This window comes from Marseilla massiliensis (assembly GCF_016899855.1).
Taxonomy (GTDB): domain Bacteria; phylum Bacteroidota; class Bacteroidia; order Bacteroidales; family Bacteroidaceae; genus Prevotella.
Window position 1 is genome coordinate 1 of the sequence record NZ_JACJJG010000069.1, and the last position, 13773, is coordinate 13773.

11 protein-coding genes, 1 tRNA gene and 2 pseudogenes are annotated in these 13773 nt (G+C 53.4%); 7 read left to right on the top strand and 7 right to left on the bottom strand.

Features of this window, described 5'->3' with window-relative positions; translation table 11 throughout:
• The 4 genes and pseudogenes from H6A34_RS15040 to pelA form a co-directional block, all read right to left on the bottom strand.
• Window positions 1-724: pseudogene (locus H6A34_RS15040) on the bottom strand (AAA domain-containing protein); the annotation flags it as partial.
• Window positions 725-1102: 378 nt separating this feature from the next.
• Window positions 1103-2251 (bottom strand): MFS transporter, encoded by a 1149-nt coding sequence (locus H6A34_RS10605; protein WP_205105495.1) that lies wholly within the window; start codon window positions 2249-2251, stop codon window positions 1103-1105.
• A 93-nt stretch (window positions 2252-2344) separates the two neighbouring features.
• Window positions 2345-3043: a DUF4339 domain-containing protein gene (locus H6A34_RS10610; protein ID WP_205105496.1), complete on the bottom strand. Its 699-nt coding sequence runs from the start codon at window positions 3041-3043 to the stop codon at window positions 2345-2347.
• Between the two features lie 49 nt (window positions 3044-3092).
• Window positions 3093-4208: a pectate lyase gene (gene pelA / locus H6A34_RS10615; protein ID WP_338088660.1), complete on the bottom strand. Its 1116-nt coding sequence runs from the start codon at window positions 4206-4208 to the stop codon at window positions 3093-3095.
• 693 nt (window positions 4209-4901) lie between these two features.
• Here pelA and H6A34_RS10620 point away from each other — a divergent pair.
• From H6A34_RS10620 to H6A34_RS15045, 5 genes and pseudogenes are all read left to right on the top strand, one after another.
• Window positions 4902-6158, top strand: coding sequence for a peptidase U32 family protein (locus H6A34_RS10620; protein WP_205105501.1), 1257 nt, complete (start codon window positions 4902-4904; stop codon window positions 6156-6158).
• A gap of 136 nt (window positions 6159-6294) precedes the next feature.
• Window positions 6295-6723, top strand: coding sequence for a SufE family protein (locus H6A34_RS10625; protein WP_205105497.1), 429 nt, complete (start codon window positions 6295-6297; stop codon window positions 6721-6723).
• Window positions 6724-6834: 111 nt separating this feature from the next.
• Window positions 6835-7371 (top strand): RNA methyltransferase, encoded by a 537-nt coding sequence (locus H6A34_RS10630; protein WP_205105498.1) that lies wholly within the window; start codon window positions 6835-6837, stop codon window positions 7369-7371.
• A gap of 312 nt (window positions 7372-7683) precedes the next feature.
• On the top strand, window positions 7684-8382 hold the full coding sequence (locus tag H6A34_RS10635; protein WP_021947650.1) for a porin family protein: 699 nt from the start codon (window positions 7684-7686) through the stop codon (window positions 8380-8382).
• Between the two features lie 559 nt (window positions 8383-8941).
• Window positions 8942-9127: pseudogene (locus H6A34_RS15045) on the top strand (recombinase family protein); the annotation flags it as partial.
• Here the strand turns inward: H6A34_RS15045 and H6A34_RS10640 are convergent.
• Window positions 9105-9186 (bottom strand) — tRNA-Leu (locus H6A34_RS10640). The pseudogene H6A34_RS15045 and the gene H6A34_RS10640 overlap by 23 nt on opposite strands.
• Before the next feature lie 172 nt (window positions 9187-9358).
• On the opposite strand from H6A34_RS10640, the gene H6A34_RS10645 reads away from it, so the two are divergent.
• Window positions 9359-10450: a mannose-1-phosphate guanylyltransferase gene (locus tag H6A34_RS10645; protein WP_021947640.1), complete on the top strand. Its 1092-nt coding sequence runs from the start codon at window positions 9359-9361 to the stop codon at window positions 10448-10450.
• Between the two features lie 101 nt (window positions 10451-10551).
• On the opposite strand, the gene H6A34_RS10650 is transcribed toward H6A34_RS10645, so the two are convergent.
• Complete coding sequence (locus H6A34_RS10650) at window positions 10552-10941, bottom strand: HIT family protein (RefSeq protein ID WP_021947639.1); 390 nt, start codon at window positions 10939-10941, stop codon at window positions 10552-10554.
• Between the two features lie 182 nt (window positions 10942-11123).
• Window positions 11124-11591: a transcription elongation factor GreA gene (gene greA, locus H6A34_RS10655; protein WP_021947638.1), complete on the bottom strand. Its 468-nt coding sequence runs from the start codon at window positions 11589-11591 to the stop codon at window positions 11124-11126.
• Window positions 11592-12327: 736 nt separating this feature from the next.
• Here greA and H6A34_RS10660 point away from each other — a divergent pair.
• Window positions 12328-13680 (top strand): NAD(P)/FAD-dependent oxidoreductase, encoded by a 1353-nt coding sequence (locus H6A34_RS10660; protein ID WP_205105499.1) that lies wholly within the window; start codon window positions 12328-12330, stop codon window positions 13678-13680.
• Window positions 13681-13773: the final 93 nt, after the last annotated feature.

The window sequence follows — 13773 nt, forward strand, 5'->3', positions numbered from 1 at the left end:
TGCCCGTGCCCGGCGGTCCGTGAACTATTGCCACGTCCTTGGCGCGCAGCACGTTGTTCACCGCCTGCTCCTGCGCGGGGTTGAGCCAGGGGAAGCGTATCGGGTCAAACGAGAATGTCTCTGCCTTTTGCCGCGAGGCGAACAGGTCGCGCAGGTAGGCCAGGCGGTTGCCTTTGGCGTTGATAACACGGTCGAGCGCCTCGAACATCAGCCTGTAAGTGGTCTCGTCGAAGTACAGCTGCACGCCCACGTTCTCCTCCGTTTGCAGCCTCGCCAGCGGCGCGTTGTCTGCCACGGTTACTACCATGCGGTCGCCGTCAACGTAACTTACGGTGCCCGTGAAGAGAAATTTAGTCGACGAGTTGACAAGTGACGAGTTGACAAGGAGATTTCCTTTGCTGCTTGCGCCGCCTTGCAAATCTCCTCGTCCCTCGTCTGCTTGTATCCCGTCAACTTTTCTCTTGTCTGCTCGGCCCTTGTCCCTTGTCAACTTGTCCCTTGTCTGCTTGAAAGTGAAGAACACCACGGGGCGGCCGAACTCGAAGTTATGCTCAATCTCCTTGTCCTGCGTCCGCAGCACCTCCACGGCCAGCTGGTTAAGCGAGTTGTAGTAGCTCTTGCCCACACTTACGGACAGCCACGCGTCGCCACGCTTCACCTTGCGCTGCAGGCCCATCACTTCGGTCTGCCGGCGGTACTCCTCCTTTTCGCAGCCATACTCCATCTCGAGCAGCGACCTTAGCTGCCTGAGATACTGAACGGGTGATGATGAATAGTTGTCCACAAGTGCAAAGATAACCTTTTTTAGGGAGTTAAGGGAGTTAAATGGAGTTAAAGGAGCTAAAGACAAACGCTTTTCCATGGCTTTGGATTGGCAGAATAGAACTGTTTGAATTAAGAATTAAGAGTTAAGAATTAAGAAAACATGTCTTGCCAAATAACTTGCTAATATCCAACAAAGCATGTTTTCTTAATTCTTAACTCTTAATTCTTAATTCAAAATGCGGCAAATCGACCGCTAAAAGGCCATCAGTCGCACGCTAAAAGGCCGTCTTTCGCAACACGAAAGACGGCCTTTTATAATACGTTGAATACCAAGCGGTTATGCCTTCGGCTCGTATTTCCTGCTGAATATGACGCAGGCTATCAGTCCGCACAGCAGGAACGGCACGCCCACCAGCGCCGCATAGCGTGGCGGCAGGCCCGCGGCTATCGGCAGTCCGCCGCAAAACGCGCCGAGGGCGTTGCCCATGTTGAAGGCCATCTGTATGCTCGCGCCGCCCAGAAGCTCGCCGCCGGGGGCGTATTTCAGGATGAGGTACTGCTGCGGACTGCTCACCGCGAAGAGACATCCCGTGCATATTATCATCAGCGCGGCCGACACCCAGCCGTAATCGGCCAGCAAAAAGATTAACAGCAGCGACACAATGCCTATGCTGATTGTGCTTGCCACGACGACGCTCGGGCGGTGGCGGTCGCACAGGCGGCCGCTAACCAGGTTGCCGGCCACCATGCCGAAGCCTGCCGCTATCATCAAGGCGGGCAGCACGTCGGCGGCAAAACCGCCCTCCGTTGTCAGTAAAGGACTGATGTAACTGTACCAGCAGAATATGCCGCCGTTGGCAAACATCGTCGACGAAAGGATAAGCCACGGCGCCCGTTTCTTAAGGAACGCGAACTGATGGCGGAACCCGTTGTCGGGCAGCGCGCCCACTCCGGGCACCCATTTCCATATGTAATACAGCACGATTATGCTGACGAATATCACCAGAACGAACGGGAAACGCCACGACACCTGCGAGCTGAGGCTCGTAGCGAGAGGCACCCCGAAGAGGTTGGCCACGGTCATGCCGGCTATCATTATCGACACGGCGCCCGTCTTGTGGCGCTCGTCGGCCAGCTGCACGGCCACAATCGAGGCCACGCCGAAGTAAGCTCCGTGGGGCAGTCCGGAGATAAACCGCGAGACAAGCAACATCCAGTAGTTTACCGAAAGGGCCGCAAGCGTAGAGCCGAGCAGGATTATTCCCGCCAGGCACAGCAGTATGTTCTTCAGCGGATACTTGTGTACTATCACCAAAAGGGGAGCTCCGCAGCATACGCCGAGAGCGTAGGCTGAAATCAGGTGGCCGGCGTCGGGAATGCTGACGCCCAGGCTACGCGCCACGTCGGGCAGTATGCCCATCATCACGAATTCGGCAATGCCCAGTGCGAGGGTGCCGAACGCAAGTGCTACTAAACTTTTCTTCATGTTTCCTGAATACGTAATTAAAGGGACAACAGCTTGCTGAGCCTTGCCCCTTTCTATTTTTTACCTTTTTACTTTTCTATCTTTTTACCTTTATTACAGCGCCATCGTGTCGGGCAGCGGCGACAGCTTGCGCAACGCCTTGCGCAGGTCGTCAGAGCCGAACGTGAACACATGGCCCGCAATACCTAACGATATAACCTCAGAGCGGCCATCGTACTCCACCCTTCCGACGGAGAAGATGAAGTAGTTGTCTACCTTCACGACCTGCGTCACCATAGCCCCGACAAACTGGCCGGCTATCTCGCGGCCGAGCATTCCGCCCAACATGTCGATAGCCTCGAAGCCGGTGTCGAGCTTTGCGGTTGAATCAACCACGGCTTCGGTCACCTCGCGTGCCACGGTATCATAGTGTTTGTCTTCCTTCGGGCACGTCATCAGCAGAATGAAGAATACCACTGCTATGGCTGCCAGCCATTTAACGGCCCTACGGTGGCGGCGCCCGTCGCGCGGCGGGGCGGCCTGCGGCCCGGCGTAACGTGTGCTTTCGTCCTCCGTGCCGTCATTTCCGTCGTCACCGCTTTCGGCAACCGGAGGCGGTGGCGGCGTAGTAGTGCCTGACGTATTGGCCTTGCCGGCGATAGCGTCACGCAGTTCCTGCACCTGCCAGGCAGGCGTCCACTGCTCCATTCCCTCACGCCATACCAGCGTTTCGGAGGTCAGTCCCATGGCGGATAACTGCTCCGTAGTGAACGGACCTTGCTGTCTGTTGTCTTTATAAATGAAATATTCCATGTCTGGTTTGGGTAGTTAAAGGAGTTAAAAGTAGTTTAACTACCGGGATTTACTTTCCCGCTCCGTATTTCTTCTTCCATTCGTCGTACTTCTTGAGCACCTTCAGTCCCTCGGAATTGTACCAGCTGTAGCCGTTGCGGCGCTCGTAGCCTATCTCGGAGATGTCGAATTTCATCACGCCGTCACGGTCGCAGAAGAACGGGCGGTTGTCTTCGAGCGTGTAGAAGCGTGCCCACAGCGGCTTGCAGGGGCCGTCGTCCTGGGCGCAGTCAACCACGCGGTAGTCTGGTTTGCCGTCGGCGTTGGTAAAGCGCTCGATGCGTTTGCCGATGATTTTTGTCTTCTTGAACCACTCCACGGCGCTCTCGATACAGTCTCTTATGGCCTGCGAGGGCTTTGACAGCGACATGAGGAAGAGCACAATGTCGTCACTCTCCTGTCCGCTGAGCGACGCCAGCTCGAAGGCACGTGCGTTGGCGGGCAGCAGGGTCTGCTCGTCGTGCTGGGCGCACCATACCGTCTTCTTGCCGTTTTGCACCACCTGGGTCTTCAGTATGCAGTCAACACCACGGTCGAGCGAGGCCTGCGCCTTGGCCTTTATGCTGTCGGGCAGGAAGGCGAAAGGCGCCTTTCCCTTGGCGGCGTCACGCATCAGCTTGAGCACGTTGACCATTGCGTCGTCGTTATACGTGATGTGCGTGTAATAGCCTTTCGACAAGGGGTAGAACTGCGGCCAGCCTCCGTTATCGTACTGGGCCTCAAACAGATAGCCGAACCCACGTATCACGGCGTCGCGGTACCTGTTGTCCTGAGTGGCGTTGTACAGCCGCGCCAGGTATATCATCTCCGTAGAGGTAGCACGGTTGTCGATGGTGGCGTAGCGCCTGCCGGTCTTCATCTTGTCGACACGCTTGCGCACGTTGTCGGTAAGCTCGTCTTGCAGCTGCATGTTCTTGGGCCATCCGCCCGAGGTGTGCTGGTAATACAGCAGGTTGTCGCCAATGCGCGCGGCCTCGGCAGTGGTGAAGAAGGCGTCGTCAAGGCGCGGGGCCATGCTCGTCCACTTCTGTTTCTTTACTTCTCTGCCGTCCTTTGCAGGCCCTTTGGCCTGCGCCGCGGGCACAATAACGAATGCCATGGCCAGCGCGGCAGCGATAGTCTTGATGTTCATTTCGTAGATGTTTTCAGTTGTTTTTTGGTGTGCGCAGAGCCATGTACGGCTTTCCTGCGCAAAATTACTTATTATATGACGTATCATGTAACGTAAGGTTTATCTTTTTATGATTTTTTATGAAAAAGCGCCTTGCCGTCAGTGCTTTTCCAAAAGACGGTCTTTTGGCTTGCAAAAGGCCGTCAAACGCACGGCGAAAGGCCGCCTTCCGCGACGCGAAAGATGGCCTTTTGCAAGAAGCTCCGTACGAGCCTCTAAATAAAGAGGTTACATAACGTAGTGCACACAACGCCCTCTTTTAATTCAGGCGGTCTCAAATCGTCATTGGACTTGTCCGTTAACTCCCGGCGACCGTAAGGGAGCCTAACTCCCGTTAACTCCTGATAACTACTTTCCTATTTATAAATATTGAATAAATAAAAGCTCGATTTCCTCGCTTTTATTTTGCGTTTCGCTCGATTTGCATTATCTCTGGATAAGATAAGCTGCATCTCGGAAATGAAAATAAAAGCTCGATTTCCTCGCTTTTATTTTGCGTTTCGCTCGATTTGCATTATCTTTGCAAACAAGAATTTTAAGCAAATCACAATAAGGATTATTCCGTTGTGAAAACATTAGGTTGGCCCGTCGTCCTCAACGGCGGGCATTTTTCGGATTATACCACGAAGAAAAACTTTCCCTGACATGATGAAAGAGACTATCGACGACTTTGAGATAATGGCTCCGGTGGGCAGCCGCGAGAGTCTGCAGGCCGCCATACAGGCAGGCGCCGGCTCGGTGTACTTCGGCATAGGGCGGCTGAACATGAGGGCGCACTCGGCCAATACGTTCACCGTTGACGACCTGCGCGACATCGCCGCGACGTGCGCCGGACACGGCATAAAGACCTATCTGACGGTGAACACCGTAATATACGACGACGACATGGCCGACATGCACGAGATTGTGGACGCCGCTCTCGAGGCCGGAATAAGCGCCGTGATAGCCAGCGACATGGCCGTAATAACGTATTGCCGCAAGGTGGGCATGGAGGTTCACCTCTCGACGCAGCTCAACATCAGCAACATCGAGGCACTGACGTTCTACGCCCAGTTTGCCGACGTTGCCGTACTGGCGCGCGAACTCAACATGGACCAGGTGGCGAAGATACACGAGCAGGCCGTAAGCCGCAACCTGCGCGGCCCCTCGGGACGGCCGCTGCGCATAGAGATGTTCTGCCACGGGGCGCTGTGCATGGCCGTAAGCGGCAAATGTTATTTAAGTCTCGACAACGCGGGGCGCTCGGCCAACCGCGGCGAATGCATGCAACTGTGCCGCAGGTCGTACACCGTGACCGACAACGAGACGGGCACGCAGCTCGAAATCGACAACAAGTATATCATGAGTCCGAAGGACTTGAAGACAATACGCTTCATCGACCGCATGATGAAGGCCGGCGTGCGCGTGTTCAAGATAGAGGGACGGGCGCGCGGACCGGAGTACGTCTACACTGTGGTGAAATGCTACAAGGAGGCCATCGCCTCGGTGCTCGACGGCACGTTTACCGACGAGCGCAAGGATGAATGGGACGAACGGCTGGCCACAGTGTTCAACCGTGGCTTCTGGGACGGCTACTACCAGGGGCAGACTCTCGGCGAGTGGAACAAGAACTACGGCTCAAACGCCACCGAACGCAAGGTGTACGTGGGCCGCGGAGTCAAGTATTTCTCCAAGCTCGGAGTAGCCGAGTTCAAGTGCGAGGCCTGCGAGTTCTCCGTCGGCGACAAGATGCTCGTCACCGGTCCCACAACGGGCGTGATGTACGTCACCGTAGACGAGATACACGACGACACCCACGCGGTAACCACCGCGCAAAAAGGCACCCGCGTGGCGTTCAAGGTTCCCGCCAAGGTAAGGCCCAGCGACAAGTTGTTCAAGATAGTGAAAGTTAATCAAGGAAGTTAAAGGAGTTAGAGAAGCTAGAGAAGTTATAGCCAAAATGCCTTGTCGCATAGTAGACATGGTAATGGCTTTAACTTCTTAACGAGCAAAGCGAGTGATAACTTCTTTAACTTCTATAACTTCAAAAAGAATACCAATTATGACAATCAACGAAGCACAAGACGAGGTAATCGAGGAGTTTTCCGACTTTACGGACTGGATGGATAAATACCAGTTACTCATAGACTTAGGCAACGAGCAGCAGCCGCTCGACCAGAAATACAAGACAGAGGACAACCTCATTGACGGCTGCCAGAGCCGCGTGTGGCTGCAGGCCGACTACCGGGACGGCAGGATATATTTCACCGCCGAGAGCGACGCGCTGATAGTGAAGGGCATCATCGCCCTGCTTATCCGCGTGCTCAGCGGGCACACTCCGCAGGAGATACTCGACGCCGACCTGTATTTCATCGACCGCATCGGACTGAAAGACCACCTCTCGCCGACACGCTCTAACGGCCTGCTGGCCATGGTCAAGCAGATAAGGATGTACGCGCTGGCGTATAAAACTAAAGAAGCAGACAAGTAACGAGTGACGAGCAGACAAGGAGATTTGCTTTATTTGCAATACACTAATAGTAGAAGTATGGCAAATCTCCTTGTCTGCTCGTTGCTTGTCAACTCGTTAACTAAATTAATCATGCGAAAACTGAAAGTAACGGAGATGAACCGCCTCACGGTGGACGAGTTCAGGACTTCCGACAAAATGCCGCTTACGGTAGTGCTCGATGACGTGCGCAGCCTGTACAACGTGGGTTCGGTGTTGCGCTCGTGCGACGCTTTCCGCGTTGAGGAAGTGGTGCTTTGCGGCATAACGGCCGCCCCGCCCCACCCCGAGATACACAAGACGGCACTCGGGGCGGAGGACAGCGTAAGCTGGCGCCACGCCGATTCGGCGCTCGAGGCTGTGCGGGAGCTGCGCCGGCAGGGCGTAACGGTAATGGCCGTAGAGCAGTGTGAGGGCAGCACCATGCTCAATACCTTCGTGCCGGAGACGGGCAGGCGCTACGCCGTAGTGCTGGGCAACGAGGTCAAGGGAGTGCGCCAGGACGTGGTAGACGAATGCGACGGCTGCCTGGAAATACCCCAGTTCGGCACCAAGCACTCGCTGAACGTATCCGTAACGGCCGGCATAGTAGTATGGCACTTCTGCCAAGCAAGCATGAATAATTCATAATTCACGATTCAGAATTCATAATTGGGATGATGGCGTAGACATGCAAATTCCCGTCCATAAAGGATTGTTCGCCGCCAACCCAATTATGAATTCTGAATTGTGAATTATGAATTAATCACCCGCCCAATTATGAATTCTGAATCGTGAATTATGGATTAAATAGGGTTTTCCCCATTCGTTTTAGGCTATTCCCGCTTTGCCGTGTCATAAAAAATTCCCACCTTTGCACCATGACAAGCGCCGGCGCGCGTCCGTAGGCACGTGTTACGGACGCCGTTCGGCCATATTATCATACATAAAACATTTACCGACATGAAAAGACTCATCATCACCGCGCTGGCTGCCGTAGCCCTGTTGCTACCTGCCGCGGCGCAATGTTACCATTACAGCAAGTACTACAACCCCGAGACAGGACGGCTGGACTACGGCAGGCACGACAGCGGACTGGGCACGGGCAACATGTATTACGGATTCAGGATAGGCCCGGCGTTCTCGTTCGTCAACTCCGACGACCCTACGCTCGACGGCGGCGACTGGCAGACGGGACTAAGCGTGGGCGCCCTTGTGGGCCTGCCGCTGTCGCAGAACATACCGCTGTACCTTGAGGCCGGACTGCAATACACCGAGAAGGGAGGACGCAAGAGGATAACGACAACCACGGGCGAGAGGAAAAAAATGACCTACGACCTCAACTACATCGAAATGCCCATCGTGCTGAAGTACATCTACCCAATAGACAGCCACTTCACGCTGCAGCCCTTCTTCGGAGGATACCTGTCCTACGGAATAGGCGGAAAGATAAAGAACTTCGGCACGCGCGAGGCCTTCAGCTCGTTCTCCGACGACGCCTTCCAGCGCTTTGACGGCGGCCTGCGCGTTGGATGCGGCGTAGGCTTCGACCTGTTCTACGCCGACCTGTCCTACGACATCGGCCTGTCCAACATCTGCCACGACACGTTCGACACGTCGCACAACGGCTGCCTCTCGCTCAACTTCGGCGTGAACTTCTGACAATGAAGTTGCGAAAGGCCATCTTCCGGATTACAAAAGGCCGCGTATAGCATGCTAAAAAGCCGTCTTTCACACCATGAAAGGCGGCTTTTTGGAACACGTACGTTTACCGTCGAAATTGCGCGACCCCATACAATAACCCTCACAAATCGGCCCAACCAGATATTTTATAATGTAAGTCCCCCTGCCTTTGCTGCCGATACTAAAGCTCATACCACCTAACGCATCCTGCGGAAAAGCCTCAGACTCCCAATTGACACTGGTAAAATTGACCCGAGATGCAAGTTGAATCATAACATCAATCGCGCGGACGGAATCATTGACGTGTTTCAACCCGATTTCCTTTGTGTCCCAATTACCCAACAATGCCAGGTTTCCCGAAATATAAACTTCGTACTCGGGACTATCCACCATTACTTCGATAAGTTTCGTGATATACCCTTTTCTCCCCTCTACACAAAAAATAGTGCTGATTATCCGCTAATTTTGAGTTAAAAATACGGCTTTTGGCAAAACCCTGAACCTAACCGATAATTTAACAAACATCATAAGAAAATGAAAAGTTCTTGGTTCGATGTTTCCCGAAAAAATCGAGTTCGACGGAATAAAATATCGAACCAAATCCTACAACAAGGTGCTTGACCTTATCTATCAGCAAACCAATGAGTTACGAGGAGACAAAAAAGAAAAAGGAGAAAGATTTTCGTCTTTCTCCAATTCAGTACCCAGAGCCGGGGTCGAACCGGCACGGGTTGCCCCACTGGTGTTTGAGACCAGCGCGTCTACCGATTCCGCCATCTGGGCTTTATAGCGGGTGCAAAGATAAGGATAAAATCCGAATTGACAAATTTTTAATTGAAAAAACTTAAAATAATTGGCGGTAAGGGCTTTTATGCGTACCTTCGTATCGTGAAACGACTACAGGTCAAACTGTACACGAAAAATTGTCACACCATTTACCAAATCTGTAAAACTTATGAGTGAAAACACAAATAACTTCTGCTTGATTCTTGCCGGAGGAAAGGGGCGCAGGCTGTGGCCGTGCAGCCGTGAGGACTGCCCGAAACAGTTTCTCGACTTCTTCTCTACCGGCCGTACGCTGTTGCAACAGACGTATGACCGCATGGCCGGCTTCATCCCTAAGCGTAACATCTACGTCAGCACGAACCGCATCTACGAGGACATGGTGGTCGAGCAGCTGCCTGACCTGCCCAAGGAGAATATCCTGAGCGAGCCTATATTCCGGAATACGGCGCCGAGCCTGGCGTGGGCCACTTACCGGATACTTCATGTCAACGCCGATGCGAGGCTCGTGGTGGTGCCGTCCGACCAGGCGGTGTTCAAGGAGGACGAGTTCAGGAGAAACGTTGTCGAGGGGCTCGACTTCGTCTGTTCGAGCGACTGCGTGCTGACCATGGGCGTCAAGCCGACGCGGCCCGAGCCAGGATACGGCTACATACAGCTGGGCGGCCCGACGAGAAACGCTGACGTGTTCAGGGTCAAGTCGTTCACGGAGAAGCCCGACCGCGACTTCGCGCGTATGTTCATGAAGAGCGGCGAGTTCTATTGGAACACGGGCCTGTTCCTCGCCAACGTTAAGTATCTTGCCCTCGTGCTGTCGAAAATACTGCCGCCGGTAATGCGCAACCTGCATGCCGACGACGGCTCTTACGACATTGACAAGGAGCTGGAGTACGTGAAGGACAATTTCCCGTCGTTCCCCAACATGTCAATCGACTACGGCATTCTCGACAAGAACGAGAATGTGTACGTCATGAAGTGCGACTTCGGGTGGGCCGACCTCGGCATGTGGCACTCCATCTACGAGAGCATGAGCAAGGGCGAGGGCGACAACGTGGTCATCAGTTCGCGCGTAATGCTTGACGACAGCCGTGGCAACATCATCAAGCTGCCCGACGACCACCTGGGCATTATCAACGGTCTTGACGGCTACATTGTTGCCGAAAAGGGCAACGTGCTGCTGATTTGCAGGAAGGAGGACTCGTCGGCGCTCATCCGTAAGTACGTCAACGAGATACAGGTAAAGTACGGAGAGGAATTTATTTAAAGGTGAGAAGGTGAAAAAGTGAGAAGGTGAGACGCATATTTGTATGTGTTAATTACAAAAACAAACGTCTCACCTTCTCACTTTTTCACCTTCTCACCTTTTCAAAACTTTTCCCTTATTTTCCTTGCTATTTCCTCAAACTCTTCGGGCGAGAGCTTAAGTTTGGGGTTGGCGAAGTTCATGTCGCCCTCGGTCTGCATTGGCACGAGGTGGATATGCGCGTGGGCTACCTCCAGCCCGAGCACTGCCATGCCCACCTTGCGGCACGGGAAGGCCGCCTTGATGGCCTTTGCCACCTTCTTGGCGAAGACCGCCATTTCGGCTATCTCGCCGTCTTCAAGGTCGAAATAGTAGTCAACCTCCCTTCGGGGGATTACCAGTGTGTGGCCTTTGGCCAACGGGTTAATGTCGAGAAAAGCGTAGAACTTGTCGCTCTCGGCGCATTTGTAGCTCGGTATCTCGCCGGCTGCAATCTTCGAAAATATGTCCATGTGTTTGGGGTTATAAGGTTTTACGGTTTTGAGGTTATCAGGTTTTATGGTTATGGGGTATTGGGGATAAGGTTATACAGTTGTATGGTCGTTTGATGTTTTGTTTTCGGTCAAGGCTTAGTACCTTAATAACCGTAAAACTTTACGACCTTATAACCGCAATACCTCATAACCGTAAAACTTTACTCAACACTTATCTTGTCTATCCTCAGCTTGATTGTTCCGCGCGGAATCTTGATTTCCACCTCGTCGCCAACCTTCTTGTTCAACAGTCCTTGCGCGATGGGTGTCTTTATCGAGATTTTACCCTCGCGGAGGTTGGCCTCGCTCTCGCTCACGATGGTATATGTCATCTTGGCCTTGTTGGCCATGTTGGTCATCTCCACCTTCGACAGAATCTGCACGCTGTCGGTGCTCAGGCGCGACGTGTCCACGATTTTAGCCTCGGATATTGCCAGCTTGATTTTGTTTATCTTATCCTCAAGATGGGCTTGCGCCTCCTTGGCTGCGTCGTACTCCGAGTTCTCGCTAAGGTCGCCCTTGTCGCGCGCCTCGGCTATGGCAGCCGAAGCCTTTGGGCGCTCGACGCTTTCCAGATGTTTAAGTTCGGCCACGAGCTTGTCATAGCCTTCTTGTGACATGTAAGCCATAATCAAAATACTTTAAGTTGGTTATTCTTTCAGGGACGACAAAAAGAGAATTCCGACATTTTCCTGAATGTCGGAATCCACGTTCTCACCCCTATGTTATTTCATATTATCCGCCTGCAAAGATAATGCAAATCGAGCGAAATGCAAAATAAAAGCGAGAAAATCGAGCTTTTATTTTCATTTCCGAGATGCAGCTTATCTTATCCAAAGATAATGCAAATCGAGCGAAACGCAAAATAAAAGCGAGAAAATCGAGCTTTTATTTTCATTTCCGAGATGTAGCTCGCCCTATCCGGAAATAATGCAAATCGAGCGAAACGCAAAATAAAGAATTATAAAATATGTTTTTATTTACTGCCGCCAGGCCCGCGGCGCCACGTCGGGTGGCCTTCAGCCGTGCGGACGACGGCCTTTCGCCATCCAAAAGGCGGCATATCGCCGCCCCGTTAGCGGCCTTTACGGATTGTAAGCGTAACTGCCGCCACGGCTTACAGCCATCGCCCAGGCGGGCTCCGGCGGCTACGGACCTTAACCTGCGCGGCCTTCCCGCTTACGGTTTACGTCAGCAGGGCGCGGGGCTCCATACCGACGGGCGATTTATTTTAAATCAAAAAATCAGGGCTTTAAGCAATATTTTCGGGTTGGCAGTTGCCGTTTAGCGCGGAAAGCGCTAACTTTGCTCTTGTCTTTAGTATGTAATGTAATAACAGTAAACAATTTTCACGCCTTTATCAACATGAGTCTGAACATCGAAAAAGGTGACAAGAAGCGTATTGTCATCGTCGGAGGAGGCTTCGCCGGCCTTAAGGTGGCCAACAAGCTGAAGAAGTCAGGATTCCAGATTGTACTTATCGACAGGAACAACTACCACCAGTTCCCGCCGCTCATCTACCAGGTGGCCTCGGCCGGAATGGAGCCCAGCTCCATATCGTTCCCCTTCCGCAAGATTTTCCAGCACAGCAAGAACGTGTACTTCCGCATGGCCGAGCTGCGCGCCGTCTATCCGGACAAGAAGCTGATACAGACGTCCATCGGCAAGGTGGACTACGACTACCTGGTGCTTGCCGCCGGTACTACCACCAACTTCTACGGCAACAAGAACGTCGAGAGCGAGGCCATGCCGATGAAAACAGTGTCGGAGGCCATGGGACTGCAGAACGCCATCCTGGCCAACCTCGAACGCGCCATAACCTGCGCCACCAAGCTGGAGCAGCAGGAGCTGCTCAACGTAGTCATCGTAGGCGGCGGAGCCACCGGCGTAGAGGTGGCCGGAGTGCTCTCGGAGATGAAGCACACCGTGCTGCCTCACGACTATCCCGACCTTGACCCCAGCCTGATGAACATCTACCTCATCGAGGCCGGCAACCGCCTGCTTGCCGGCATGTCGCCCGAGTCGTCGGCAGCCGTGGAGAGATTCCTGCGCAAGATGGGCGTCAACGTACTGTTGAACAAGATGGTAACCGACTACCAGGACCACAAGGTCATGCTTGCCGACGGCAGCAACATAGCCACACGTACGTTCATCTGGGTGAGCGGCGTGGCCGGCAGCCACGTAGGCAACCTCGGCACGGAGCACCTCGGACGCGGATTCCGCATCAAGGTTGACCGCTTCAACCAAGTAGAGGGCATGGACTCGGTGTTCTGCATCGGCGACCAATGCCTCGTCTGCGGCGACGAAGACTACCCCAACGGCCATCCCCAGCTGGCACAGGTGGCCATACAGCAGGGCAAGAACCTGGCCCGCAACATCCGCCGGCTCGAGAAGGGCAAGGAGATGCGCCCCTTCAAGTACAAAAACCTCGGCTCGATGGCTACCGTGGGACGCAACAAGGCCGTGGCCGAGTTCTCCAAGGTTAAGATGAGCGGCTTCGTGGCATGGGTGATGTGGCTCGTCGTCCACCTGCGCTCCATACTCGGAGTGAGGAACAAGGTGGTGGTGATGCTCAACTGGGTGTGGAACTACTTTAACTACAACCAGTCGCTCCGCATGATTTTCTATCCTAAGAAAGCGCACGAGATACAGGAGCGAGAGGCACGCGAGGCCGTGACGCACTGGGGCGAGGACCTCATGAAAGAGGAAAAAGAATAATTATTTTTTTAGTAGTTAAAGGAGTTTCCTTCAGTAGTTAAAGAAGTTAAAGAAGTTATCGCTCACTGTCGTTCGCTAAGTAGTTAAAGTCAA

Coding starts and splice junctions, on each gene's coding strand:
- H6A34_RS10605 (WP_205105495.1), bottom strand. CDS start 2,251: ATGAAGAAAAGTTTAGTAGCACTTGCGTTCGGCACCCTCGCACTGGGC.
- H6A34_RS10610 (WP_205105496.1), bottom strand. CDS start 3,043: ATGGAATATTTCATTTATAAAGACAACAGACAGCAAGGTCCGTTCACT.
- H6A34_RS10620 (WP_205105501.1), top strand. CDS start 4,902: ATGAAAGAGACTATCGACGACTTTGAGATAATGGCTCCGGTGGGCAGC.
- H6A34_RS10625 (WP_205105497.1), top strand. CDS start 6,295: ATGACAATCAACGAAGCACAAGACGAGGTAATCGAGGAGTTTTCCGAC.
- H6A34_RS10630 (WP_205105498.1), top strand. CDS start 6,835: ATGCGAAAACTGAAAGTAACGGAGATGAACCGCCTCACGGTGGACGAG.
- H6A34_RS10635 (WP_021947650.1), top strand. CDS start 7,684: ATGAAAAGACTCATCATCACCGCGCTGGCTGCCGTAGCCCTGTTGCTA.
- H6A34_RS10645 (WP_021947640.1), top strand. CDS start 9,359: ATGAGTGAAAACACAAATAACTTCTGCTTGATTCTTGCCGGAGGAAAG.
- H6A34_RS10650 (WP_021947639.1), bottom strand. CDS start 10,941: ATGGACATATTTTCGAAGATTGCAGCCGGCGAGATACCGAGCTACAAA.
- greA (WP_021947638.1), bottom strand. CDS start 11,591: ATGGCTTACATGTCACAAGAAGGCTATGACAAGCTCGTGGCCGAACTT.
- H6A34_RS10660 (WP_205105499.1), top strand. CDS start 12,328: ATGAGTCTGAACATCGAAAAAGGTGACAAGAAGCGTATTGTCATCGTC.